This window comes from Pseudomonas sp. SJZ074 (assembly GCF_007828215.1).
Classification (GTDB): Bacteria; Pseudomonadota; Gammaproteobacteria; order Pseudomonadales; family Pseudomonadaceae; genus Aquipseudomonas.
The window spans coordinates 221,664-246,733 of record NZ_VIUE01000001.1 but is presented as its reverse complement, the minus strand read 5'-3'; the positions used below and the strand labels follow the sequence as shown (position 1 = coordinate 246,733).

Annotated in this window: 13 protein-coding genes; 5 read left to right on the top strand and 8 right to left on the bottom strand. The window is 61.6% G+C overall.

The window, feature by feature from the left end:
• Nucleotides 1-14: 14 nt before the first annotated feature.
• The 6 genes from FBX99_RS01125 to FBX99_RS01100 form a co-directional block, all read right to left on the bottom strand.
• The gene (locus FBX99_RS01125) at nt 15-1,340 is read right to left on the bottom strand and encodes a sigma-54 dependent transcriptional regulator (RefSeq protein ID WP_145130428.1); all 1,326 of its coding nucleotides are present in this window, start codon (nt 1,338-1,340) and stop codon (nt 15-17) included.
• Nucleotides 1,333-3,099, bottom strand: coding sequence for an ATP-binding protein (locus FBX99_RS01120; RefSeq protein ID WP_144924499.1), 1,767 nt, complete (start codon nt 3,097-3,099; stop codon nt 1,333-1,335). Before FBX99_RS01120 ends, FBX99_RS01125 begins: the two co-directional genes overlap by 8 nt.
• 74 nt (nt 3,100-3,173) lie before the next feature.
• Entirely contained in the window at nt 3,174-5,993 is a 2,820-nt protein-coding gene (locus tag FBX99_RS01115) for an RHS repeat-associated core domain-containing protein (RefSeq protein ID WP_145130426.1), read from the bottom strand.
• A gap of 66 nt (nt 5,994-6,059) precedes the next feature.
• Complete coding sequence (locus FBX99_RS01110; RefSeq protein ID WP_145130425.1) at nt 6,060-8,783, bottom strand: RHS repeat domain-containing protein; 2,724 nt, start codon at nt 8,781-8,783, stop codon at nt 6,060-6,062.
• A 24-nt stretch (nt 8,784-8,807) separates the two neighbouring features.
• Entirely contained in the window at nt 8,808-13,253 is a 4,446-nt protein-coding gene (locus FBX99_RS01105; RefSeq protein WP_145130423.1) for a SpvB/TcaC N-terminal domain-containing protein, read from the bottom strand.
• Nucleotides 13,254-13,448: 195 nt separating this feature from the next.
• The gene (locus tag FBX99_RS01100; RefSeq protein WP_145130421.1) at nt 13,449-14,972 is read right to left on the bottom strand and encodes a fumarate hydratase; all 1,524 of its coding nucleotides are present in this window, start codon (nt 14,970-14,972) and stop codon (nt 13,449-13,451) included.
• 479 nt (nt 14,973-15,451) lie between these two features.
• Between FBX99_RS01100 and FBX99_RS01095 the strand changes: the two genes are divergently transcribed.
• Nucleotides 15,452-16,558: a diguanylate cyclase gene (locus FBX99_RS01095; RefSeq protein WP_144924513.1), complete on the top strand. Its 1,107-nt coding sequence runs from the start codon at nt 15,452-15,454 to the stop codon at nt 16,556-16,558.
• Nucleotides 16,551-17,486: an iron-sulfur-binding ferredoxin reductase gene (locus tag FBX99_RS01090; protein ID WP_144924516.1), complete on the top strand. Its 936-nt coding sequence runs from the start codon at nt 16,551-16,553 to the stop codon at nt 17,484-17,486. Before FBX99_RS01095 ends, FBX99_RS01090 begins: the two co-directional genes overlap by 8 nt.
• Nucleotides 17,487-17,693: 207 nt before the next feature.
• Here the strand turns inward: FBX99_RS01090 and pyk are convergent, their stop codons facing one another.
• Nucleotides 17,694-19,145: a pyruvate kinase gene (gene pyk, locus FBX99_RS01085; protein WP_047701234.1), complete on the bottom strand. Its 1,452-nt coding sequence runs from the start codon at nt 19,143-19,145 to the stop codon at nt 17,694-17,696.
• A gap of 251 nt (nt 19,146-19,396) precedes the next feature.
• Here pyk and FBX99_RS01080 point away from each other — a divergent pair, with 251 nt between their 5' ends.
• Both FBX99_RS01080 and FBX99_RS01075 read left to right on the top strand, forming a co-directional pair.
• Nucleotides 19,397-19,771 (top strand): tol-pal system YbgF family protein, encoded by a 375-nt coding sequence (locus tag FBX99_RS01080; protein ID WP_144924519.1) that lies wholly within the window; start codon nt 19,397-19,399, stop codon nt 19,769-19,771.
• 273 nt (nt 19,772-20,044) lie between these two features.
• Nucleotides 20,045-20,404 carry a PilZ domain-containing protein gene (locus FBX99_RS01075; protein ID WP_144924521.1) on the top strand — a complete coding sequence of 120 codons (360 nt, stop codon included), beginning with the start codon at nt 20,045-20,047 and terminating at the stop codon, nt 20,402-20,404.
• Between the two features lie 180 nt (nt 20,405-20,584).
• Here FBX99_RS01075 and FBX99_RS01070 read toward each other — a convergent pair whose 3' ends face one another.
• On the bottom strand, nt 20,585-20,953 hold the full coding sequence (locus FBX99_RS01070; protein WP_145130419.1) for a DUF6124 family protein: 369 nt from the start codon (nt 20,951-20,953) through the stop codon (nt 20,585-20,587).
• 452 nt (nt 20,954-21,405) lie between these two features.
• On the opposite strand from FBX99_RS01070, the gene FBX99_RS01065 reads away from it, so the two are divergent.
• Nucleotides 21,406-24,540, top strand: coding sequence for a hypothetical protein (locus tag FBX99_RS01065; protein WP_145130417.1), 3,135 nt, complete (start codon nt 21,406-21,408; stop codon nt 24,538-24,540).
• Nucleotides 24,541-25,070: the final 530 nt, after the last annotated feature.

The following is a 25,070-nucleotide window of genomic DNA, read 5'->3' as shown; positions in this document are numbered from 1 at the left end:
CGCAACCCCCCGGGCTAGACAAACATCTCCCGACTCAACCCATGCCGCTGCATCTTTTCGTTGAAGGTGCGGCGGGGCAGTTGCAGTTCTTCGAGCACGGCTTTCACATCGCCTTTGTGGCGGGTCAGGGCGGCGCGCAGGCATTGGGCTTCGAAGGCTTCCTGCTGGGCAGCGAGGGACTGGCCGGGGGCCGTCTCCTGGGCATGATAATGATCCAGCCCCAGCAACTGGCGTTCGGCGACGTTCGCCAGTTCGCGCACGTTGCCCGGCCAGTCGTGGCTCAGCAGATGGCTCAATTGCGGGCCGCTCAACGGTGCGGCTGGGCGACCCAGGCGTTCGGCGGCGCTGTGGGTGAAGTGCTCGAACAGCAAGGGGATGTCCTCGCGCCGTTCACGCAACGGCGGCAGGCGCAGTTCAGCGATGTTCAGGCGATACGCCAGATCTTCGCGAAAACGCCCGGCCCGGGCTTCGTCCAGCAGGTCGGGTTTGGTGGCGGCGATGATGCGCAGGTCCACGGCGATGCTCTGGTTGGAGCCCAGGCGTTCAAGTTTCTGTTCCTGCAAGACCCGCAGCAGCTTGACCTGCTGGGCCAGGGGCATGCTCTCGATTTCATCGAGAAACAGCGTTCCGCCATGGGCATACTCGAGCTTGCCGATGCGCTTGCCCTGGGCGCCGGTGAAGGCCCCGCTTTCGTGGCCGAACAGTTCCGCCTCGAACAGTGGTTCGGGAATGGCCGCGCAGTTCAATGCCACGAAGGGTTTGTTCGCCCGAGGGCCGAAGTCATGCAGGCAACGAGCGACGAGCTCTTTGCCACTGCCGGTTTCGCCGCGGATCAATACATTGACCGGCAGGGCCGCCAGGTCCAATACCTGGCGTCGCAGGTTTTGCAGCGCCCGGGAGACCCCCAACAGCGTCCCGTCGAGTCGGGCCTTGGCGTCGGCCTGCTCATGCAGCCGGCGGTTTTCCAGCACCAGGGAGCGCTTGTCCAGGGCTCGGCGCAGGCTACCCAGCAGGGCTTCAGGGCTGAAGGGTTTCTCCAGAAAGTCGTAGGCCCCATAGCGCATGGCTTCCACGGCCATCGGTACGTCGCCGTGCCCGGTCAGCAGGATCACCGGCAGATCCGCATCGCGCCTGCGTACTTCGACCAGCAGCTCCAGGCCGCTGAGCCCGGGCATGCGCACGTCGCTCAGGATCACCCCCGGAAAATGCGCCGGCAACGCGGCCAGGCACTCTTCGGCGCGGCTGAACAATTGCACCTGGAAACCCGACAGGCTCAGCCATTGTTCGACGGCGTTGCGGATAGTGCTTTCGTCATCGACGACCATGACAGAGTCAAGCATGCGACCGGGTCTCCTGATCGATGGGCAATACCACGCAGAATACGGCGCCACCTTCATGATTGTCTGCCGTCAGCCGCCCGCCGGACTCATGGATGATGGCAAACGATACCGCCAGCCCCAGGCCCAGGCCGTCGCCCACCGCCTTGGTAGTAAAGAACGGATCGAAGACCTGGGCCAGGTGTTCCTCGGCGATCCCGGTGCCGCTGTCACTGACCGTCAGGCGCCACAGTTGCTCGTCGGCTTCCAGGCGCACTTCCAGGCGTTTCAAGGGTTGGTCGGCCATGGCGTCGAGGGCGTTGCGCAGCAGATTGATCAGCACCTGTTCGAAGCGGATCGCATCGCCACGCACCCACGCCGGACGCGTCAGGTGCAGCACGGTGCTGACCTGCTCGTCGCGCAGGCGAGCGTCCAGCAGTTGCAGGGCCTGATCCACCACCGCCGCCAGGTCCAGTCGTTCGCGCAGGCCGCTGGGGCTATTGCGGGCAAAGGTTTTCAGGTGGCCGGTGAGGGCGGCCATGCGGGTCAGCATGTCGTCCACCGGTTTGAGCGCCTTGTAGGCATCGTCGACCCGGCCGTGATCGAGCAGCAGGCGCAGGGTTGCCAATTGCATCCGCTGGGCCGTCAAAGGCTGATTGATTTCATGAGCCAGGGCCGCTGACATCTGCCCCAGGGCCGCCAGTTTGGCCGACTGCACCAAGCCTTCCTGGGCGGTACGCAACTCCCGGGTCCGCTCTTCCACCAGGCGTTCGAGCTCTGCGCGGCTGCGCTGACGCAGCTTCGCCAGGCGCCAGCGTTGGTTGAGGAACAACAGGAGAAACACCAGCGCCAACCACGATCCGGCGGCGGCGAGCCCGGCGTTGCGACGGTCTTCGAAAGCGATCTGCGGGCGCCGCAGCAAATGCAGGGTCCAACCTTCGGCTGTCAGCGGCAGGGATTCCCACAGGTAGTCCGCCGTGCCGTCGGGGGAATCGACCCGGGCCAGATGACTGTTATCGTCAAAGCGCCGCAGCGCCTCGTAGCTCAATGGTTGCAGCGGTTGCTTGTCGTATTGGCGGGTGGCCTTGAGTTCGGCGCGGTCGCTGTCGCTCAGAGGCTGCAGATGGCGATAGCGCCAGCCCGGCCGGTTGGCGATGAACACGATGCCCCGGGCGTCGCTGACCAGCAGGGTGTCGCTGCCCTGGCGCCATTCACGTTCAAGCTCCGGAAATTCCAGCTTCACTACCATTGCCCCGAGGAATTCGCCGTTATCACCGGTCACCGCGCTGGAGAGGAAATAACCCGGAATGCCGCTGGTCACACCCACCGCGTAGAAACGCCCGGTGCCCTGGGTGCGGGTCTGGAGGAAATAGGGCCGGAAGCCATAGTTGTGGCCGACGTAACTGCTGGGCAGGCGCCAGTTGCTGGCCGCCACGGCCAGGCCGGTACGGTCGAGCAATTCCAGAGTCGAGGACTGCGCGGTGTCGTTGATTTTCTCCAGTTTGCGATTCAGCGTGTCCTGTTGCGCCGCGCTGATCGGTCCCGCCAGGGCCGCACGCAACTCAGGGTCCAGCGCCAATACGGCGGGCAGGGCGCGGTAGCGGTCGATCAGGGTATGCAGGGAATTGGCGTACAACGCCAGTTGCTGGTTCGCACGGCTGGCGTCCTCTTCCAGCGCCTGGTGTTCGGCGTGGTGTATGGCCAGGGCGGCGGCGCCAACGGCACCGGCAAGAATCAGCACAATGGCAAGGGACAGGCGCAAGGGGCGAGGCATTGCGAGCATGTGAGCGCTTCAAGGGCCGACGGGACTGGCACCATAGCATGCCGCCCGTGTGTCGTAATGCACCTCGTACCGGGCTATCGCAGCGCTGCTTGTGTCTGCCTCAGTCGGCTGATCGTCGCCTCCATTTCCCTGCGCAGGCCTCGACGTGTGATGCCGTTAGAGGGGCCGAACATCTTGCTCAATGGCCGGTAGGTATCGATCGCTTCAACCCCCGCTTCGTCAAACAAGGTATCGACATAGTCCATCTGCACGTTCAATACGCTGATCATGTCGGTAATGTGCGTCTCTGCCCGGGCCAGTTTTTCTTCGGAAAGGCTTTGGCCCGCCGCGCCGATTTCATGAATGATTTCAAGGGTGCCCGTAACGGCGTTGACCACCGCGCCGACTTCGTTGGCGGCAATGTTTCCGGTGGCTTTCAACGCTGCCTTGGTACCGATGACCGTCGCTTCCTTACCCAACTTCAAGACGTTTTTCTGGCTCGGGGCATACATGGCTTCGACCAGGTGCCGGGCTTTTATCTGCGCGTAGGACGACAAGTCCATGGTTCTGTATTCGCCCCTCCTCACGATTCGATCAGGATCCAGCTTGCGCGATTTGAAATTCACCGCCGCGCTCAGGCTCAGCCTTTCCAGGGCGTAGTCCAGGCCAACGCTCACGGCTTTGCTGGTCACGAACCCCAACGCGGCACCCATGACGATGCCCGGGGGACCCGCGGCACTGCCCAACGCGGCGCTGCCGATCCCCACCGCCACGCCCATGCCATAGCTGACGACCTGGGCACCCACATGAGCGCCGATACGTACCGCGGCGGATTGGGCGTGGTCCGCCGCCGAGCGGTGGTTGGCCAATTGAGATTGCGCTTCGCTGGCCCTGCGTGAGGTCAGTTTCATGATGTAAATGAATTTTTCGACCTCCCTGTTCAGCCGGGATAGGGTCTTCCAGCGCTGCAATTGCGTAGCGGCCAGGGCTTTCCTGGCAGCCCGTTGTGCCGGTGTTTCCAGCATCAGTCCGCTGAAATCGGTGAAGATAATCGGGTTGTTGCCGACGAACCCATAGAGGTTCAGGCCATCCAGGTCTCCCGCCGGATCTGAGCTGACCCAGCGCTGCAACCACGGTGCGTAGTAGCGTGCGCCGTAGTAATACAGCCCGCTGGCGTCCAGCTCCTGACCTGAATAGCGGAGCGTTTTGTAACCGGCTTCCACCTCGGAGCGGGCGGCGTGCCAGGCCGTGCCACCGAAAGGATAATAGTGCTCCTGGCTGATCAGTGCGGCGTTACGGTCCAGTTCCAGGGCGCTGGAACCCAGGTGGTCATCCAGGCTGTAGCGCAGTTGATCGGCTTCGATAGCGCTGGGTTGGCCGCTTTCCCAGTGCAGGCAACGGACCTGGCCGTGGGTCAGCAGACAGGTGATCACGTGCAGCTCTTCGCCGTTGTGGGCGAGACGGATTTCAAGGCCTGGCAGGTAGCGTGTCTCATGGCGGGTGCCCGCGCGGGTCTGGGTTTTGCTGACCCGTTCACCCTGACTGTAGAGGTAGGTTTCGTCATCGTCCGGCAGACCGTTGTCGCGTTTGAGCAGCGTGACTTTACTGAGCTGGTCGCGAGCGTCCCACACCAGCGGCTGTGCACCGCGTTGCAAATGCAACTGGTTGCCGTGGGCGTCGAACAGTGCGTCGAAAACCGGCTCGGGGTCGCCTTCGGCCCAGCGCACGCCGCGGTTGCTGTAGGGATCGATCCGGAGCGTCTGGGTGTGATTGTTGCCTGTACGCACATGACGCAGGCGGGTCAGATTGTTGCCGGTGTCGTAGTCATAACATTGGGTGTAGTTGAAACGGCGACCGGGATCGATGGGAACGAGCGGCGGTGGCAGCCCGGGCTGCAGGTGCGGTAGGTCTCCCTCCAGGCCACTGGCGCTGGTCAAGCGGTAAAGCGAGTCGTAGGTGAAATCGCGATGCCCATCCACGCGCTGGTTGGCACAGTACACCGTGGCGACGCTGTGGTCTTCGATGCGCAGCACGTTGCCCACGGGGTCGTAGGCATAGGCGAGGTTCTGGCACAAAGCTTCATCGGGTTTCCCGGTCTTCAAGGTGCTCAGCAGGTCGTCGGCCGGGTCGTAGGTCCAGCGAGAGGTCACCCCGTTGGCTGTGTCTTGCCGCTCGATCTGGCCGGCGGCGTTGTAGTGAGCGTCCAGCAGAATCGGTTGCGCGTGAGCATGTCCTTTGAGTTGCAAATCCACCCGCTTGAGCTGTCCGCAGATGTCCAGTTGCAGAGACTGTCGGTGGCCGCCGGCGTCAGCGCGGCCTATGGGGGTGCCAAGGGCGTCGTAGGTCAGTTCGGTGGTGTAGGCCGTGGTGTCGGCAAAGCGACGTACCTGGCGCAAGGATTCGCCCGACAGACCATAGCTGTCCAGGTGCACTACACCCGATGGGTCGATCTGCTCAATTAATTCTCCGCGCCGGTTATGAGTGGCGTCGGCCGTGGCGTCGGCGTAAATGAAGGTGTCGGTTTCGGATTCTTCCTGGCTGTCTTTCTCAAGGCGCAGCGGACGCAATCGAGGGTCATAAGTGATGCGCCAATGATGGCCCCGCTCGTTCCACAATTGCCGGATTTCACCCGCCAGGCCCGGTAATACCAGGCGCCACCCGGCATCGACGCTATCGGAGCGTAATGAGCTGCCCGTAAGGGTATACAGGCTGGCCTGGTTGGCTTTGGGCGCTTGACCGAAAAGCCGTGGGTCCCATTGTTCCAGCAGGTGGCCGGCGACGTTGTAGCGCTGGCGGGATATCAATGCGGTGGCGGGGGATGCGACTTGGCTGCGCAAATAGACATTCTGTCGCGTCGGCAAGCCGCGAGTGTCGATGGCGATGACGTTGGGAGTACGGTAGTGGACGGAACTCATCGGTCGACGGCCTCCAAGGGGACGTCGCTTCGATCCAAGCCATCAGGGGCAAGCCGATCCATCGCGTCATCCTCTTGCGGCCCTGGTGCGGGAGCGCTTCAACAGGAATTGATTATCCGTGGTACTCATCTCTTTGTACCAAGTCATGCCTGTTTGTGCCCGTTCGATGTAGTCGAGCGTGAGCTGGGTCTTTCTCTGCAAGACCGAATGGTGGATCGGTGTCAGGGTTTGCCGGGGGGTCATGTGGTTGACGTTGGGCAACAAGTCGCCTGGGTAAATGACCGATTGACCCAGGGCCTTGAAAGTGGCGTCCGTTGCACTCCAACGCTCTTGCACGGTGCTTTTCCATTCGGCGAGCATGGCTTCGATCTTCTGGATCTTGACGGGGGTCAGCCCCATCTTGATGTCCTCGGCTTCCTGGGCCCGAACGCCCAGTTTCAGCAAGTTGAGGCCGGGTACCACCGTGCCTACGACGCGATTCAGGAAAAAATTCGAGAACTCCTGGACCGAGGCGCCCAGGGAGTCGTCCCGAGCGAGCCCTAACCGGCTATCGATCGCCTTGATCGACATGGCCGATGTCTGCGGAATGAGCGGCCGCAGCAGGCGGGCCGTCGGGAGGCTGATGTCGGCTGTCACGTCCGCGATGTCGGCGCCTATGTTCCCACCGGTGAGGCCACTCATATAAGGGACCTCATTGAGCAATGGAACCATGGAACCGAGCCCCTCCGCCCCCACGTAGCCACCCGAAAAACCGACCACGGCGCCGAGGGTTTCACCTGCCAGGTTTTTCAGCATTTCCTTGGCGATGTTGGTCTTGTTGATGATGTTGTCGATCTGCGCCAGCGCCGTTGCGGCTTCTTTCCCGAGTTCTGAAATGAAATCCGAATAGTTCAGGACCTGCCACTCGATTCGGTTCGTTCCGCTGTCCACATAGCACAATGGGTTATTGCCCAGGAACGCATACAGGTTCAACCCATCCACATCCCCCGCTGGATCGGCGGCGATCCAGCGCTGCAGCCATGGTGCGTAGTAGCGTTCGTTGTAGGCATACACACCGCTGACGTCCATTTCCCGACCCGAATAGCGCCGGGTCTTGTACCCGACTTCCAGGGTCGAGCGTGCGCTCATCCAGGCCGTCGCCCCGAACGGATAATAGCCTTCGTGGCTGATCAACCGGGCCTGCTGATCAAGCTCCATCAGGCTCGAGCCCAGATGATCCTGCAGACTGTAGCGCAACTGATCGTCGGGAATTCCGGCCGGTTTGCCGGTGATCCAGTGCAGGCAACGTACGCTGACGGGCCCGGCGGCGATCTGGATGACGTGCAACGCCTCGCCTGAGTCGCGTGTGCGGATTTCCAGGCCAGGCAGATAGTGCACCGCATGGAAATGACGGGTGGCGCCGGCGTAGGCGTCGTGGCGTTTATAGACCCGCAGGCCCTGGCTGTAGTGGTAATGCTCTTCGTCGTTGGGGGCGGCGTCACGCTTGACCAGTGTCACGGTCGCCAACTGATCACGGGCGTTCCATTCCAGGTCCTGGCCGGGTTGCAGTGCCAGGAGGTTGCCGTGACGGTCGTACAGCGCATCGAACGATGGTGCGGGATCACCCGGCTCCCAGCGCGTGCCCCGGTTGCTGTGCGGGTCGATGAACATCTGGCGGGTGTGGCTGGCACCGTCGCGCGCGTGGTGGAGTTTGACCAGATTGCCGCCGTGATCATATTCGTAGGTTTGCACGTAGTTGCGCCGGTCATTGGGATCGGTCGGCTGCGGGAGGCCAGGATTGTCCGAGGGCGGGCGATCGTCGTATCCGCTGGCGCTGCGCAGGCGATACAACGAGTCATAGCTGAACACGCGGTGGCCATCGACCCGCTGGTTGGCGAAATGACTGGGCGTGAAAGCCTGATCAAGGATACGGGTGATGTTACCCACCGGGTCATACGCATATTCGAAATCCTGCAGAGCTGTCTGGTTGCTCAGCGTCCATTGACGCTGCAAGCGCGCATCGGCCGGATCGTAGCGCCAGTGGCTGACCGTGCCATTGCCAATCCGTTGTTCGATGATTTGCCCACCGGCGTTGTAGCAGGCATTTTCCAGGATCGGTAGCCATTCGGTCTGCCCCATGAGCTGCAATTGGGCCTGTGCAAGCTGTCCGGCCAGGTCGTAGCGCCAGCGTTTGCGATGCAAGCCGGCGTCGGTCTGTTCCAGGACGGCGCCCAGCGGATCGTAGAGGTAGAGGCTGGTAAAGGCTTTGTCATCCTCGAATGTGCGTGTTTCGCGCAGCGGTCGGCCGAGCAGGCCGTAGCTGTCCAGGCGCAGGCTGCCCGAGGGGTCGGTTTGTTCGAACAAATGTCCGCGCAGGTTGTGACCGGCATCCGCGGTACTGTCGGCATAGGTGAAGGTATCCACATTGGCTTGGCCGTTCTCCTCCAGAGCCACCGGGCGCAGTTGCTCATCGTGCCTCGTGCGCCAGTGGCTGCCGCGCTCGTCCCAGCGTTGTCGGATTTCACTCGCCAGGCCCGGTAGAACCAGGCGCCAACCTGCATCGACGCTGTCGGTGCGCAAAAGATGCCCGCTCATACCATAGCGGGTGGCCTGGTTGGGTTTGGGCGCGCTATCGAACAGACGCGCGTCCCATTGCTCGATGAGTCGGCCGGCGGCATCGTGGCGGCGTCGGGAGATCAGCGCCCTGGCCGGAGTCGCGACCTGGTCGCGCAAATAAACGATCTGCCGAGCCGGCAGGCCACGACTCTCGACGACGGTCAGATCCGGCGTACGCACATGTACCGTGCTCATGGCGTGGGCCTGCCTGTACACATTTCAGTCCCCTGGATCCGTATCGTTGTAATCGAAGTCGCACTGGTACCAAGGGTGATAGACGTGCCAGGCTTCGTGCCCCTTGGCATTGATGACCTTGACCAGGCGTCCCGCCGGATCATAGAACTGCTGGTCGTGATAACCATGCACGCGCAGCGAAGCGTCGTTGATGTAGCGCCAGGCATCGGCGAAATAGGGGCGGTAGACCCGGGTGACCAATCCCTTGTTGTCGTACTCGACCCTTTCGCTCACCCGCCAGCGCCGTTCGGCCAGGTGCTGGAGCGGCTGCCCGTCCTGCAACACCAGCGAGCCGTCTTCGGCCACGGCATAGGCTTGCCCGGCTTCCACCTGCTGTTTGCTTTGCAGGGCACGGCCGAATCCGTCGACGGCATTGACGGTGATGCGGATCTGTTGCAACGGATCGTCCGGGTAACGATCGGCGTTCAGCGCGACACTGTGGATCGGTTCCCGGGTCACGCCCTGTATCAGCACCCACAGGAGTTCCTGAGCAGCACTGCGTTCGCTCAGTCGCGCCAGGCGCGTGCGCGCCGAGGCGCGGATGTGGCCGTCGGGCAGCAGATAGCGCTCGCTGATCCACTCCTCGCGCTGTGCGGGGAGTACCAGGGCGAGATCGAGCGTTCCCATCCAACTGAGTGAGTCGGTGCGCACGGCACTGGCGATCCGGCCCAGGGTATCTTGTGGATAATCGATGGCATGGCCCGGCGACAGGTCCGCGGGCGGCTGGTAAGTGGCGATGTCGTCGAAGCCTGCCGGCGCGCCGCCCTCGGTGCCATGGAAGGTCACGCCCAGCGGAGTGCCCGCCGGGCCATAGAATGCCTGCTGGATATTGTCATTGGCATCGACGATCTTGCGCGGCAGTAACGCGTGGTAATCGTACTCGACCTGGGTCGTGCAGCCGTCCGGCAAGGTCACGGCAGTGGTCATCAAGTGATAAGGGTCGTGTTCGACGGTGGTCACCCCGTGGCTTTGGGTTTCCTGCAGGGTTGTCAGTTGGAAAAAGCCTTCGAGGGGTTCATAGGTCGCAAACCCGACTTTCCTGGACCAGAGATTTTCGCGCTCGTCCTCGTCCGGGTCGTCCGGCAGAAACAGTTTCATGGGCTCGAAGCCTATGGTTTCCAACTGCTCGCGGATGTCGAAGGGGGGAGGCAGATCATCATAGGCTTGCAACGCATGCTTATCGAACTCGGCCACTTCCAGTGGGCCACGCAGTGCCGGGAAGGCTATGTCGTCGTGCTCGTCCAGCAGATAGTTCTGTTCCTGAAGCGCGATCAATTGCCGGGCGGCGTCCCATGATGGGGAGTCCTGATGTTCGAGGAAGCTTTCATAGCTGACCTGCCGGGGGGAGAGCCCCAACGGCAGGTCACCTTTTGGACGTTGCAACCCGTTGGCCCTGGAGCGCCATGGCAGGTTCAGTCGCTGCCGTTGCCTGTCGTCATCGATCAGGTGCAGGTGCTCGGCGCGCTTCTCGACGATGTGGAACACCTGTTGCTGGTCGTCATGGGCGTCGCGCCACCAGCCGTTTTCGTCGTCATCGTCGAAGGGCGGTGGGTCGAGTGGGGTGAGGCGCCTGGCGTAGTGGACGGCGAAACCGTGGATAAGCTGGCCGAACAGGTTCCACTTCAGGTTGAGGCCATGCTGGACCTGCGGATCGTCGATAAACCCGTCGTATTGATAAGTGATCGTCTCCAGTTCCAGCACCAGCAGGCTCTTGTGGTGGATGTGGGGATGGCGCAGCAGGTAGCGCTGTTGGGTCACGGTGTAAGGTCCGGCCGTGCTGGTCGGTTCGGCGGGATGGGTTTCGCTGCGCAACATATGGCCGCCCAAGGCATAAGCCATCTCCCGTGCGGTGTCCGGATCGGGGCTGATGATCTCGTTGGCCTCGTCGCTTTCATGGAAGCGGGTCAGCAGCGTCGGGCCCAGCGGCACCGCATCGGTGTCGCCTGCGAAACAGTCCTTGAGGGGTTGATCCACGGTGCGGCCGGTGTGGAACCAGGTCTTGACCAGTACCGGCGCGGTGAAACCGGTTGGTGTCTCGCCTTCGGGCGCTTCGCTGTCGACCTGGTACAGCCGGCCGAAGCCCCGGAACTCCCGGTGATGGCTGTCATAGTCGCCTTCGAAGTAGGTGAAGCGTTGGGTCAGGCAGTTGCCGGTGATTTCGTCCAATTGTCGTTGCCACGCCACCAACGGCAGGGCCTGGGGCAGGTAACAGGTCAGTGGTTCCCGGCTGGCCACGCGTTGCTGTTTTTCATCCAGCCAGTACTGCGCACTGCTGCGATAGCTCAGGGAGCTGCTGCAGCCCATGTTGTTGTTCATGGCATTGAGCAGATAGGGGCGGGCCGCGACGAAGTCATAGCGCCAATGGCCGGGTTTCATGTCAGGCGTCATGTGCGGCTTGCTCAGGATCAGACTGGCACATCCCAGGCCCTGCAGATCGGCCAGGGTAACCTGGCACAGATTGTCGTACCGCACACCTTCGGGCCATGGTACTCGCACGGGTGTCTGTTCAAGTCCATTGCCGCCACGGTTGAGGTAGATCTCGAAGCATTCGCTCTGCAGGTAGATCAGCGCCGGCGCCCCGGACCCGTCCAGGTCAGCGATGCGGACCCGTTCGGCATCGAACTGGCTGTAGCTGAAGGGCAGGGCACTCATGACAAAGCCTGCGCCGAAGCGCCCACGGCCCAGGCTCGGCCAGCACTTGATCTCGTTGCAGCGGATGCGGCACAGCTCGGTACCGTCGCTGCCCAGCAAATTGCCGAACATCACCAGCTCGTTATGCGAGTCACTGAACAAGGGCAGGGCGCTGTCCGGTTCGTGGGGCACATCCACCCCAGGGGCAAACCCTGCTTCGCGGCGGTTGGCATACAACCGCACGCTCTTGGGGCCGATCATGGCCAGGGAGCGCAAACCGTCACCGTTCAGGTCCCCCAGTTGCGCGGACGGGTGCAGTAACTCCGTCGGAAAACGCTTGAAGTCCGTGAAGGTGGACCAGCTGCGGTCCGGGTTGAGGGTGTAGAACCCGCTCATGCCGGGCTGGACGATGAGCCAATTGAGGCGCCCCCTGCCCGTCAGGTCGGTCAGCACCTGCAACACCGTCGGGTTGTCGGCGGCGATCGGTACGTTATCCAGGCGTGACCACGGACCGTAGGCAATTTTGTCGTCGGCCTCGCCGCGTTCCGGTTCGCGGTAATACCAGCCATGGGTGTAGCGGCACAGGAAACCCGGAACGCCCTCGCCGTACAAGTCGACGCAGTGGTAGTGCCTGCCGTCTTCCATCGCGGGCATCGTCTGCAGTTCAAAGAACGGCTCTGGTGTCAGATTGAGCTCGAAATCGTTGTAGTGCAGTTCGACGGGAGGACGGTAATCGACCCGGCCCTCGGCGTCCCAGTCTTGATAATGAGCTGCGGTCAGCAGGTTGTAGCCCAGTGTGGTGGCGCTGTATTCCAGCAACAGCCGCGCGACCAGCGCAGGTTCGGTGCCTGCTTCGGCGGGGAAGTGATGGAACATCAGGACCTGTTGGCACAGGCGCCGTGTGCCGACTTCGAAACCGTACCGGTAGGTATGGATCGGGTCGCTGCGCAGTTGCCACGGTGCTTCTTCCGGGACGTGCCAAGCCGGTTTCTGCGCAAGGTCGAGGGTGCGTTGGCCATAGTCGAACAGCAGATGGAAATGCCAGTGCCTGCTGGCCGGATCGATCTCTTCGAAGCAGTAGAAGTCGTCACTGGCCGTGGCGTTGCCGTAGCACACCCGCCGCAGGTAGCGCTGGGCGCGATAATCATGGGGCCCGTCGAATGGACCGGGGTCGGCTTCGTATTCATAAAAGATGTGCTCGCCGGACGGGCCGAGTTCTTCAAGCAGCAACCATTCGGCGATGCGGATCGGCGCTTGCGGATCGGTGTGGGGCGCGGTGATGCGCGACGCTTCGCTGTTGCCGTAGCAATACAAATGACCATTGCTGCCCTGGACCCGCCAGAACGGCGCCTGGCCATCGTCGGGACTCCAGAGTTCATACACATCGAATGCACTTTCGATCCTGGGGTAATAGCGCACCACCGAACAGGCCCGGCTGCCGGGCCCGGCCAGGGTGCGAATGACCGGCATGCCTTCGTTGAACTCAGGCCAGCGCTCGACCCCGTCGGCATCGATCATCACGTCGTCATCGGCATAGTGCGGGACGCCTTCGCTGGTACGGCGGGCGATGCTGGCGAGGGACAGCTGCATGCCGATGCCGAAGGTGCCGTTGCCACTCTGGCTGTTGTAGTGCAACGCCAGCGCCGGTGTCAGGTGGCGGGCGCCGGAAAGAGGCAAGGGTAATTCGAAAGAGGCCGCCCCTCGTGTGCCGACTGGGCCGATCCGGCTACCCATCGTGGCAATGGATGCGCTGTTGGCGATGGTGGGGGTCACAATCTGAAGAGGCGTTTGTTCTGCCATCGAGGAAATCTTCTTGTTAGGCAATATCAGGGGATACCCGGCTGAACATGAGGATGCCAAGAGATGAACGATGGGTAACCTGTCAGATCCGACAGGTGTGCGAGCAGGCCGATAAGTGGTAGGCGTTCCAGCGCGCAACAAAAAAGGCCAGTGGGCTTGTCGCCCACCGGCCTTTTAACGGTGCGAAGGTGCCGGTTACTGCACTTCTACCGCCAGGCTGTCACTGATCTTCTTCTGCCAGATGGCTGGGCCGGTGATATGCACCGACTCGCCCTTGCTGTCGACCGCAACGGTCACCGGCATGTCCTTGACCTCGAACTCGTAGATCGCTTCCATGCCCAGTTCGGCGAATGCCAGGACCTTGGACTTGCGAATCGCCTGAGCCACCAGGTATGCGGCGCCGCCAACGGCCATCAGGTAGACGGCCTTGTTGTCCTTGATCGCTTCGATAGCCGTCGGGCCACGCTCGGATTTGCCGATCATGCCCAGCAGGCCGGTCTGTTCGAGGATCTGGCGGGTGAATTTATCCATCCGCGTGGCGGTGGTCGGACCGGCCGGGCCAACCACTTCGTCGCCTACCGGGTCGACCGGGCCCACGTAATAGATGAAGCGTCCCTTGAGGTCCACCGGCAGGGTTTCACCCTTGTTCAGCATCTCGACCATGCGCTTGTGCGCCGCGTCGCGACCGGTGAGCATCTTGCCGTTGAGCAGCACGGTTTCGCCCGGTTTCCAGCTCTGCACTTCTTCCGGGGTCAGGGTGTCGAGGTTCACGCGACGAGCCGACGGGCCGGCTTCCCAGACGATTTCCGGGTAGGCGTCCAGCGGTGGCGCTTGCAGCTCGGCAGGGCCCGAACCGTCCAGCACGAAATGGGCGTGACGGGTGGCGGCGCAGTTGGGGATCATGCACACCGGCAGGGAGGCGGCGTGGGTCGGGTAATCCATGATCTTCACGTCGAGCACCGTGGTCAGGCCACCCAGGCCCTGGGCGCCGATGCCCAGCTGGTTGACCTTCTCGAACAGCTCCAGGCGCATTTCTTCGATGCGGTTCTGCGGACCGCGGGCCTTGAGCTCATGAATGTCGATGGATTCCATCAACACTTCTTTGGCCATGACCGCGGCCTTCTCGGCGGTGCCGCCGATGCCGATGCCGAGCATGCCCGGAGGGCACCAGCCGGCACCCATGGTCGGAACGGTCTTGAGCACCCAGTCGACGATGGAGTCGGACGGGTTGAGCATGGCCATTTTCGACTTGTTCTCGGAGCCGCCGCCCTTGGCCGCCACGTCCACTTCCACGGTGTTGCCCGGGACGATGGAGTAGTGGATGACCGCCGGGGTGTTGTCCTTGGTGTTTTTGCGCGCACCCGCCGGGTCGGCCAGGATGGAGGCGCGCAGGACGTTTTCCGGCAGGTTGTAGGCGCGACGCACGCCCTCGTTGATCATGTCGTCCAGGCTCATGGTCGCGCCGTCCCAGCGCACGTCCATGCCCGCCCGTACGAACACGGTCACGATGCCGGTGTCCTGGCAGATCGGCCGATGGCCGGTGGCGCACATGCGCGAGTTGATCAGGATCTGCGCCATGGAGTCACGGGCCGCCGGCGATTCTTCGCGCAGGTAGGCTTCGTGCATCGCCTGGATGAAGTCCACGGGGTGGTAATAGGAAATGAACTGCAGGGCGTCGGCAACGCTCTGAATCAGGTCGTCTTGCTTGATCACGGTCATGAGTCGCGCTCCTCTCTAAAACGGGAACATTCTATAAGGCAGCTTCAAGCCGCAAGCTTCGAGCAGCAAGCTGAAGCAGTATGCGTACTGCTCTGAGCTTGTCGCTTGGAGCTTGCGGCTTGCAGCTGACCTTCAGGTCAAGGCACGCCGGGCATGCTGGCGCGACGCTAAAAAGGCGCGGCAGTATATCGCAGGCGGACACCCTGTGGGAGCGAGCTGCCCTGTGGCGAGGGGATTAATCTGGGCTGAGGGATTTATCTGTGGCGAGGGGATGAATCCCCTCGCCACAGATAAATCCCTCAGCCCAAGTGGGGGGGGCGTCGAGCAAGAAACCCCTGCGTCAATCCGGGCCATTGCTTTGACGCCATTTTTCTGCTCCAGAATTGAATGGTCATTTGTCCTACACGCCACTAAAGTGGCGTCTGGCCTGTAGCGTAGGACGCCTCCTGTCAGTTTCCTTTCCCATGGTGAGTCAACGATTGACCCATAACGCCATTCAACGTCTCCTGCTCAAACGCTTCGCTCTGGCGGCCGCGACTTACGCGCTGGCGCTGGTGTTGCTGTGGCTGGCATTTTTCAGTGGGCATTACCTCGATTCGTTACGCGGCGTCATCATTGGCAGCGCTTTGGTGGTGCTGTGCCAGGGGGCGCTGTTCGCAGTGTTCATCAGCGGTCGCAACCTGCGGTTCGCCGACCCCAGCCTCACGGAAGTGCAAGTCCTGATCGGCCTGGGCTGGCAGACCTGGATGATGGGGCACCTGGACCAGGCCCGGGGCCTGTTCCTGGTCTTCTATGTACTGATCCTGCTATTCGGGCTGTTTCACCTGTCCCGCCATGCCTTTGTGCGTTGTGCGATGCTGGTGTTCTTCAGTTTCACCGGCCTCACCTTGTGGGACGCCTGGTTCTTCCGGCTCTCTGACCCCACGCTGGCCGGCTTGCAGGTGTGTGTGCTGTTTATCGTGCTGGTATGGCTGGTGCTGTACGCCCGCTATGTCCAGACGTCGCGCCAGCGCATGCGTCAGCGGCGCTTTGCCTTGCAGGCGCACCAGGACACCCTGCGCGGCATGATGCGCCAGCTCGAAGACCTGGTGGCCACCGATGAACTGACCGGCCTGTTCAATCGCCGGCATTTCCTGCGCCTGGCGTCCCGTGAACTCAATACGCTCAAGCCTGACATGGCCCATGGCCTGGCCTTGATCGATCTTGACCATTTCAAGCGCATCAACGACTTGCATGGCCACGCCGCCGGCGATCAGGTGCTCCAGGCCTTCGCCAGCGTTGCCACATCCTGCCTGCGCGAAGGCGACGTGCTGGCGCGCTATGGCGGCGAAGAGTTCGTCATGCTCCTGCCCGCCTGTGACCCCGCGCGCCTGACCGCTTGTTGCGAGCGGCTGCGCCTGGCGTTTGCCGGCGTCGAGTTGACCGGTCTACGGGTGGGGCCTCTCAGCCTGTCGGCGGGCATGACACTGTTGGAAATGGACGATGACCTGGACAGCGCATTGCAACGTGCCGACCAGGCCTTGTACCGTGCCAAGCGAGACGGCCGGAATCGATGTGCCGCCGCCTGGGAGAGTGTCGATGCCTGAGCTGACGGTCGCCGGCCGGCAATGGACCGTCGCGCCCGGCAGTAACCTGTTGGACGCGTTGAATCAGTCCGGGGTGCCGGTGCCCTACAGTTGCCGCGCCGGCAGTTGTCACGCCTGCCTGGTGCAATGCACCGGCGGTGATGTGCGCGACGCTCGGCCCGATGCCCTGAGCCCGGCACAGCGCGATCAGGGCTGGCGGTTGGCCTGCCAATGCCAGGTGGTCGAGGATGTGCAGGTCCACACGTTCGACCCGCAACGCGACGGCCAGGCGGCCCAGGTAGTGGCGGCGGATTGGTTGGGCCCCGACGTGCTGCGTTTGCGCGTCACTCCTGAACGGGCGCTGCGTTACCAGGCCGGGCAACACCTGGTGCTGTGGCTCGGCGATGTCGCCCGGCCTTATTCCCTGGCAAGCCTGCCGGAGGAAGACCGTTTCCTGGAGTTTCACCTCGACTGCCGCCAGCCCGGACAATTTGTCGACAGGGCTCGCTCCCTGAACGTGGGGGAGCCCATCCGCCTGGGCGAACTGCGCGGCGGTGCGCTGCATTACGATCCCGCCTGGCACGACAAGCCACTGTGGCTGCTGGCTGGCGGTACCGGATTGGGGCCGTTGTTCGGCATCCTGCGCGAGGCTCTGCGCCAGCAGCATCGAGGGCCGATTCATCTTGTGCATGTCGCTCATGACACGGCGGGACATTATCTGGACAAGCCCTTGGCAGCGCTGGCGGCCAAGCACCAGAACCTCACCGTCGAGTTGCTGACCTCGGCCGAAGCGCCATCGGCGCTGGCGAAACTGCGGCTAACGTCCCGGCAGACCCTGGCCCTGGCCTGCGGCCATCCCGAGCGGGTCGAGGCTTTTGCCAAGCGCTTGTACCTGGCGGGGTTGCCGCGTAACCAACTGTTGGCGGATGTGTTTCTTAGCCGGGGTTGAGTTTTTGTGGTGGCTGTTAGGGCCTCATCGCGAGCAGGCTCGCTCCCACAATGGTCCGCTGTGAACAGAAAACTTGTGTCCACTGAAGGCCCCTGTGTGCGAGCCTGCTCGCGATGAGGTCCGAACAGCCATCCCACCCCTGAAGACAGAAATAAAAAAGCCCCACCATCCACATGGCAGGGCTTTCTTATTTCAGCAACCGGGTACTCAGACCATCGGGTCGCCGACGTGCAGGATTTTCATCCCGTTGGTACCGCCGATGGTGTGGTAGCTGTCGCCCTTGGTCAGGATGACCCAGTCGCCGGTCTGCACCACGCCGCGCTTGACCAACTCATCGACCGCCGCCTGGCTGACTTCGCCCGGTTGCAGGGCGGCCGGGTCGAACGGCACGGTGTAGACGCCACGGAACATGGCGGCACGGGCCTGGGTTTCGCGGTGCGGGGAGAACGCGTAGATCGGCACCGAAGAACGGATGCGCGACATGATCAGCGGCGTATAGCCACTTTCGGTCAGGGCGATGATCGCCTTCACGCCCGGGAAGTGGTTGGCGGTGTACATCGTCGCCAGGGCAATGCTCTCGTCGCAGCGTTCGAAAGTCTTGCCGATGCGATGGCTGGAGGTCTTGCCGGTAGGGTGTTTTTCGGCACCCACACAGATGCGTGCCATGGCCTGCACCGCTTCGAGCGGGTATTGGCCGGCGGCGCTTTCGGCCGAGAGCATCACGGCGTCGGTGTAGTCGAGCACGGCGTTGGCTACGTCGGACACTTCGGCGCGGGTCGGCATCGGGTTCTGGATCATCGACTCCATCATCTGGGTCGCCACGATCACCGCTTTATTGTGACGGCGTGCGTGCAGGATGATCTTCTTCTGGATGCCCACCAGCTCGGCATCGCCGATTTCCACGCCGAGGTCGCCACGGGCCACCATCACGGCATCGGACGCCTTGATCAGGCCGTCGAGGGTTTCGTCGTCGGCCACGGCTTCGGCGCGTTCGATCTTCGCCACCAGCCAGGCGGTACCGCCGGCTTCGTCGCGCAGCTGACGGGCGTATTCCATGTCGGCGGCGTCGCGGGGAAAGGACACAGCCAGGTAGTCGACTTCCATTTCCGCGGCCAGCTTGATATCGGCCTTGTCCTTGTCGGTCAGGGCCGGTGCCGTCAGGCCGCCGCCGCGGCGGTTGATGCCTTTATGGTCCGACAGCGGGCCGCCAATGGTCACGGTGCAGACCAGTTCGGTGGCAGTGGCGGTGTCGACACGCATGACCACGCGACCGTCGTCGAGCAGCAGCTCGTCGCCCACGCCGCAATCCTTGACCAGGTCCGGGTAGTCGATGCCGACCACCTGCTGGTTGCCTTCGGTCAGCGGATGGCTGGTGGAGAAGGTGAAGGTGTCACCGATCTTCAGCTCGATGCGCTTGTTGGCGAATTTGGCGATACGGATCTTGGGGCCTTGCAGGTCGCCCAGCAGGGCAACGAAGCGGCCGTGCTTGGCGGCGAGGTCGCGCACCAGCTTGGCACGAGCCTTGTGCTCGTCGGGGGTACCGTGGGAAAAGTTCAGGCGGGCAACGTCCAGGCCAGCCAGAATCAGCTGTTCGAGAACTTCCGGCGAATGACTGGCCGGGCCAAGGGTAGCGACGATTTTGGTGCGACGGACGGACATGCAAGACTCCTCAGGTTCAAGCGCCAGCGAAGGCTACTATGGTCTTTGGGTGTAGTCATTGTTCATGTGCACTACTTATTCGTTTCTTTTTCGAAATGAACATTCCCGAAGATTTTTGCGCCTCCCAGGTGTTCACATTTCCCCCCTGTGGACACAATACCCCTCGCCACAAAGGTAGTTTCTGGTTCTGTTCAGGGCTGAAGATTTCCCCACCCAGGCCGATACAGCGCTCAAGACAGGAGAACCTTCCCATGCGATTCGTGCTTTTTATTGCCCTGGCCCTGAGCATCACGGGCTGCACCCGGTGGTCGATGAACCACCACATGAACCTGGCCTACAAGGCCTATGACCGTGGCAATTGCGACCAGGTAATGCTCGAACTGTCCCAGGTCGACCGCGCCAGCCGTGCCCGCCGTTATATGCAGCCGGAAGTCTCGATGCTGCGCGGCCAGTGCCTGGAGCGGCAGAAGCTGTTCATCGATGCGGCACAGACCTACCAGTTCATCATCACGCAATACCCCACCAGCGAATACGCCTTCCGCGCCCGCGCCCGGCTCGAGACCCTCGAAAGCCTGGGGCACTACCCGACCCGCAGTGCCTCGGCGATCCGTCCGACGGCATTCTGATCGCCGCCCGCAGCGAAGCCGCATCTGGGAATGTTTCCCAGCCGAGGAGCGGCATCGCTGCGGACTGGCTTCTGTCCAAGCTTGAGCTATATTTGTACAACTCGTGGCTAGAGCATGCTCTCTAACCGCGAGGCAACACCTGTGACCGGCAGGAACAGGCTCAAGGCGCTTGCAAGCGTCTGGCACCGGGATCGGGGAGAGCGGGCTGGCTTGGGCTCGTTCCGAAGCATTGGGAAGGTCCCTGTTTGGGGCTGAGAAAAAGCGATACAAGACATGTACAAAAAGCGTCGGATTGAACGGCAGGATCTGCCGTGCTTCTTGAAAGTGTTCAACGGCGTCAACGACAGGCTTATTGGTTATCTGGGAAACCTTTCTGAACATGGCCTGATGCTGATCAGTACGTTGCCATTGATGGTCGGTGCAGACTTTGAACTGCACCTGAAAATCCCCGCCGATGAAGGGTCGCAGAGGAATATCAAGCTGAAGGCCACTTGCCTGTGGTGCCATGAAGACGTGACGCCACAGCATTTCGACGCCGGCTTCAGCCTCCATGGGGCGCCGCCGGAGTACGGACAACTGGTCAGCGCGCTGCAGCAGTATTTCAGCTTTCATTCATTACCGGCTTCGGCTTGATGCCATCCCCGACTTTTTACAGATGTACTTCAAGCCCGGGCTGAGTTAGACAAAGCACCGCAAATCACTTGTGGGAGCGGGCTTGCTCGCGAATGCGTTCTGTCTGTCACCTGTTAAGTGACTGACCCACCGCTTTCGCGAGCAAGCCCGCTCCCACAGGTCCTTCATGAACCCTGGTCTTCAGCGCTGAATCTTCTCTTCGCTATCCAGCAACCGCTCCAGTAACAACACCCCCATCTCGCCCATCTGGTGAATCGCCAGGGCCAGGTTGCGCGGGGCTCCTTCCAGATCTTCGGATAAATCAAGAATCAGCGTGCTCACCGAGCAGAAGGTTTCGTAGGTGTGCGCGAGCATGCCTTCAGGGTCGGCGTCGGGGGCGACGATGAAGTAATCCAGGTGTTTGGCGGTTTTCGGGTCGGGCTGGTCGTTGTCGGGCTTGAGGTAATAGTCCAGAGCTCTCTGGGCGGCCTGGTCGAGCTTGGCGGGATCGAGGGTGTCGTGGGGGGAGAGTGGGTCGGTGTGCGGGGGATTGGGTGTTGGTTTGATCATATTCACTTTTCCATGATGGGGCTGCCACCCATTCGCGACTAAACGAGGGGTGGCGGCTGGACGCAGGTTAGTCGACCGGTGGAAAAGTGAAGCCCGGCGCGCCCGAGGGCGCCCTGCGAACAGCCACCATCAAGTGCGGGGATAGGGGAACCCGACTGGATGAAGCTTGTGCGCACCACTTTGCCACCGGGCGACTAAACCCGATCACTGATTTTCAGCGACGCGAATCAAGTTACGGGGCAAGGCCAAGGCGCACAAGCCGGCGGATTCTGGCGGATCTGTAGTCCGTTGCGCAAGGCGTTGTAGTCACTCGGCAGTGCCTTACACCGCGTCCTGCCACCCGTCGACACTGTCAAACATGACAGGTGTGTGCCACAACGGGTTTGTCATTTACTCATTCCCAGAGCGGGTTTTGCGAATGCTATCCGTCGCCATTTTCTTGGGAGTCAGACATGACCACTGACGACGATTCCGAACAGAACAGCCTCGAACCTGCGGCACAGGAGGAAGGTGTTATTGAAATGGGTGAGACTCGTGGAACAAGGATCATAAGGGCTACAAAAGATGGTTATTGGGCAGACCTCGAAGTGGAATACACATGGTTTCCTACCGGCAGGTTATTCACCGTAGAGACGCAGCGATATCGGGCAAGCGGCAACGGCCGAAACAAGGGGGATATTAAACTGGGGCTTGTTTCGGACGGCGCAGGCGATACGGGTTGGAAACTACTAACGGAGGATGCGACCCAAGACGACGATTGGCATGAGTTTGTCCGAACGCTCTCTGTAGCGGGTAACGCCAAGGATGCGGTTATACACTTTAATTTCATATACGACAGAAAAGGAGTGGGCGACGTCAATATGACGGGGCAAGTCAGGGTGGAACACGTTGTCCCTGCGCCATTTATCGATCCGATCAGAAATGTTAGCGCCCGTAGCGTAGTCGTTACCGGCGGAGGCGCTTTATACGCCCATGGTGCTTCGGTGTTTGTCCGCACCAGCGTCAGCGCCAACCCGTCCGAGGCAAGAGTGACGTTTGGCGGAATATGGAATGCGACTGTCAATCTCACGCCAGATGGACGCCACATGACGATTGACGCTTATCAGGTGGTAAGCGGCAAGCCGTCCGAAAACTCCCTTGGTCAGCATATTTTTCTCGCCTATATCATCGCACCCGCCGCCAATACTGTTATCGCCACCGGTGATAGCTTCCGAGGACTCGGTGCCCCCGGTAGCAAAGTAAAAGTGGTCAGGAGCGACAATCAAAATTTTCAATTGGCAGCCGAAACGACTATTACAGCGACCGACAGCTGGGAATCAGCTTTTAATGTTGCGCTCCCCAGTGGCCCTGTCGCGGTGGTAGCGATCTTCGAGTTGGCGGGTTTCCCCACCGTCGTTTCCCAACCTGTTACCTACAGCGTATTAGGGGTTCCGGCCATCACAGGTCCTGCCGCTAATAGCATTCAGGCGCAAACCTTTACCCTCAGTGGTAACAATGCCTTGAAAGGTGCAACCGTGAAGGTTTATCGCGACCTGACGAACACCAGTGTGGGTCACTCGGTGGTCACCCAGGACAATGGTACCTGGAGTACAGAGGTGACCGTGCCGGCGGGACCGGTGTCGTTGGTTGCCATGCAAACATTGAGCGGGAAAGACTCGGGTCGTAGTTCTCCTCGGGCATTCAAGATAAAGCCCCCGAAACCAACGAATATCCAGGTCACTTACCCCAGCCCCGGCACGGTGAGATTCTCAGGTGCTGGTTTCACCGGCGCCACAGTGGATATCCATATAAGCGGCAACGGTACCCCCCAGGCCAGCGTTGATGTGACTGGCGGCCAGTGGGCAGTGGATTGGCCCGATCAGGCTCCGGCCCGGTACTCGATGGATATCCGGCAAAAGCTGGCCGACGGTTCAAACTGGATTTACTCCGACTGGAGCGACCGGCTCACGGTCTCGATCCCCGTGCCGGTCCCTACGCTGACGATTCAGGTCGGCACGGACCGCAAACCGGTGTTCTCCGGTAGCGGCCACAGTTGGGAAGGCCAGCCGGCAGCGCAGGTCGAGGTGCGGCGTGAAGGCGAACAGTCGTCCGCCGCGCCCATTGTCGCTGTCCGCGCTGATAACGGTTGGACCACTACCGCCACCCAACCCTGGGACCCGGGCACTTACCGTGTGCAAGCGTGGCAATTGTTCAAGGAGCTTTCGTCTGAGCCGAGCACCACGCGGTCCTTTACCATCCCGGCCCCACTGCCCACCGTGGAGGTGCGCCAGGACGGCTTGACGCCGCATTTTTCGGGCACTTGCTTGAATGGCGCCCAAGTGAAACTCGGGTTCGATGGGGAGCAGGGCACGCCCCATGACGCCATCGTGAACGGTACCACCTGGACGTTCACCCGGACGGAATCGTTCATGCCCGGCACTTATACCGCCCGCGTGACGCAGACGCTCGGCGGCCAGACCTCGGCTGAGGCAACTCTGGCGTTCGAGATTGTCATCTTGCAGCCGGTCATCACCGCGCCCATCGATGTCGAGGTCGACCACAACCCCACCATCAGGGGGAGCGGTGGTATGGCGGGGGCGATGATGCAGGTATTCAACGCGGTGACGGAAAACTTCTTGAGTGAGGCCTCCGTGACCGAGGACGGATGGTCGGTCCCCCTTGAAAACCTGCCATTTGGCTCATACAGCGTCTATGCGGTGCAAACCTATAACGGGTTGCCCTCCGAGAAAAGCCAGCCGGTGTCCTTCACGGTCATCCTGTTTCCCCCCACCATCGACCATCCCCAGCCAGGCGACAAGCTGGCCCGCAATGCGGTCATCGACGGCTATGCCCGCAAGGCGTTGGAGTTCGATACGGCGCAGGTCGAGTTGTGGCTGGGCGGTGAATTCCTGGACAGGGTGAAAGCCAGGGGCGTCGACGGCTACTGGATCTACGAGCACGCCTTGCCCGTGGGGGACTACGTGCTGCGTGCCAAACAGTTGTTTGCCGATAAGGAATCCGTGCTCAGCCCCGATCATGCTTTCACCGTCATTCCGGCCCTGCCGATCATCGAGTCGCCCATCGTGCAGCAGCACACCGGGTCGAGGGTGACGCTCTCCGGGTTCGGGTACGCCGGCGATTGGGTCGAAGTGGCCTGGAGCGATGCGCCCGACACACTGTTGGGTCGGGCCCAGGTGCAAGCGAACCGGACCTGGTCGCTGCCGTTGTCCCTCGACCGGCCGGCGGGTCCGCAGCATTGGGTGGTGCAGCAGGAAAGCGAGGGTTATCGCTCGGGCTGGAGCGAGCCCCATGAAGTGCTGCAGCTGTCCAGTGCGCCGACGTTTACCGCGCCTGAAGCCGGACATTGGTTTGCGGACACGGTGCTTTTCGCAGGCGCAGGCGAGACCGGCAAACGTATTGAGTTATCGCAGTGGTTCGATTCCCGGCGGCTGGTTTCCCAAGGCGATTCGGTGGCGGACGGTACCTGGACCGCCTCGCCCGATGCGCCCTTGTTGCCGGACGCCCATTGGGTGAAGGCTCGGCAAGACGATTCAGACTGGGGCGATAGCCCTCGTTTTGAAGTGGCTCCGGTGAGTAGTGAGCCATGAGTTCAGACGATGATGTCTTTGCGAGCGATGAGCCTGGCGAAAGCACTGAAGAGGCGCTAGGAATCCAAATCATTTCTCCGTCGGGTTATGTCCCTGAGCGAAGCTTCCTTGTTTCCGGGGTTGGTGCCCGGCCCAATTCTCAGCCGATTGAATTGTTTGATTCAAGTAACAACCAGCGAGTGGGTTATGGCTACGACATCAACCCTGACGGCAGTTGGAGCGTGCAAGGCGCTATACCAAACGGGTCGGAGACTCTGACGTATTACGCCCATCAGACAACGGTAGGGCCTTCGAGGCCAAAAACAGTCAGCACACGTGCAACGACATTAGTAAGACCCCTATCGAACGCCTTATTGAGCTCGAATCAGGTTGTTTTCGGCGGGGAATGCTTTGCGGGTAACCCGGGGATGCTTATCAGGGTGCTCGAAGAGTCCACGGAAATGGCTTCGGTCACCGTTGTAGAGCCAGCGACAACATGGGAAGCCAGGCCCACTGTTTTTTTGTCGAGTAGAACTTATACCGTGAGGGCT

Excerpts from the sequence above, each read along its gene's own strand:
- FBX99_RS01125 (WP_145130428.1), bottom strand. The coding sequence starts at position 1,340 with ATGCTTGACTCTGTCATGGTCGTCGATGACGAAAGCACTATCCGCAAC.
- FBX99_RS01120 (WP_144924499.1), bottom strand. The coding sequence starts at position 3,099 with ATGCTCGCAATGCCTCGCCCCTTGCGCCTGTCCCTTGCCATTGTGCTG.
- FBX99_RS01115 (WP_145130426.1), bottom strand. The coding sequence starts at position 5,993 with ATGAGTTCCGTCCACTACCGTACTCCCAACGTCATCGCCATCGACACT.
- FBX99_RS01110 (WP_145130425.1), bottom strand. The coding sequence starts at position 8,783 with ATGAGCACGGTACATGTGCGTACGCCGGATCTGACCGTCGTCGAGAGT.
- FBX99_RS01105 (WP_145130423.1), bottom strand. The coding sequence starts at position 13,253 with ATGGCAGAACAAACGCCTCTTCAGATTGTGACCCCCACCATCGCCAAC.
- FBX99_RS01100 (WP_145130421.1), bottom strand. The coding sequence starts at position 14,972 with ATGACCGTGATCAAGCAAGACGACCTGATTCAGAGCGTTGCCGACGCC.
- FBX99_RS01090 (WP_144924516.1), top strand. The coding sequence starts at position 16,551 with ATGCCTGAGCTGACGGTCGCCGGCCGGCAATGGACCGTCGCGCCCGGC.
- pyk (WP_047701234.1), bottom strand. The coding sequence starts at position 19,145 with ATGTCCGTCCGTCGCACCAAAATCGTCGCTACCCTTGGCCCGGCCAGT.
- FBX99_RS01080 (WP_144924519.1), top strand. The coding sequence starts at position 19,397 with ATGCGATTCGTGCTTTTTATTGCCCTGGCCCTGAGCATCACGGGCTGC.
- FBX99_RS01075 (WP_144924521.1), top strand. The coding sequence starts at position 20,045 with ATGTACAAAAAGCGTCGGATTGAACGGCAGGATCTGCCGTGCTTCTTG.
- FBX99_RS01070 (WP_145130419.1), bottom strand. The coding sequence starts at position 20,953 with ATGATCAAACCAACACCCAATCCCCCGCACACCGACCCACTCTCCCCC.
- FBX99_RS01065 (WP_145130417.1), top strand. The coding sequence starts at position 21,406 with ATGACCACTGACGACGATTCCGAACAGAACAGCCTCGAACCTGCGGCA.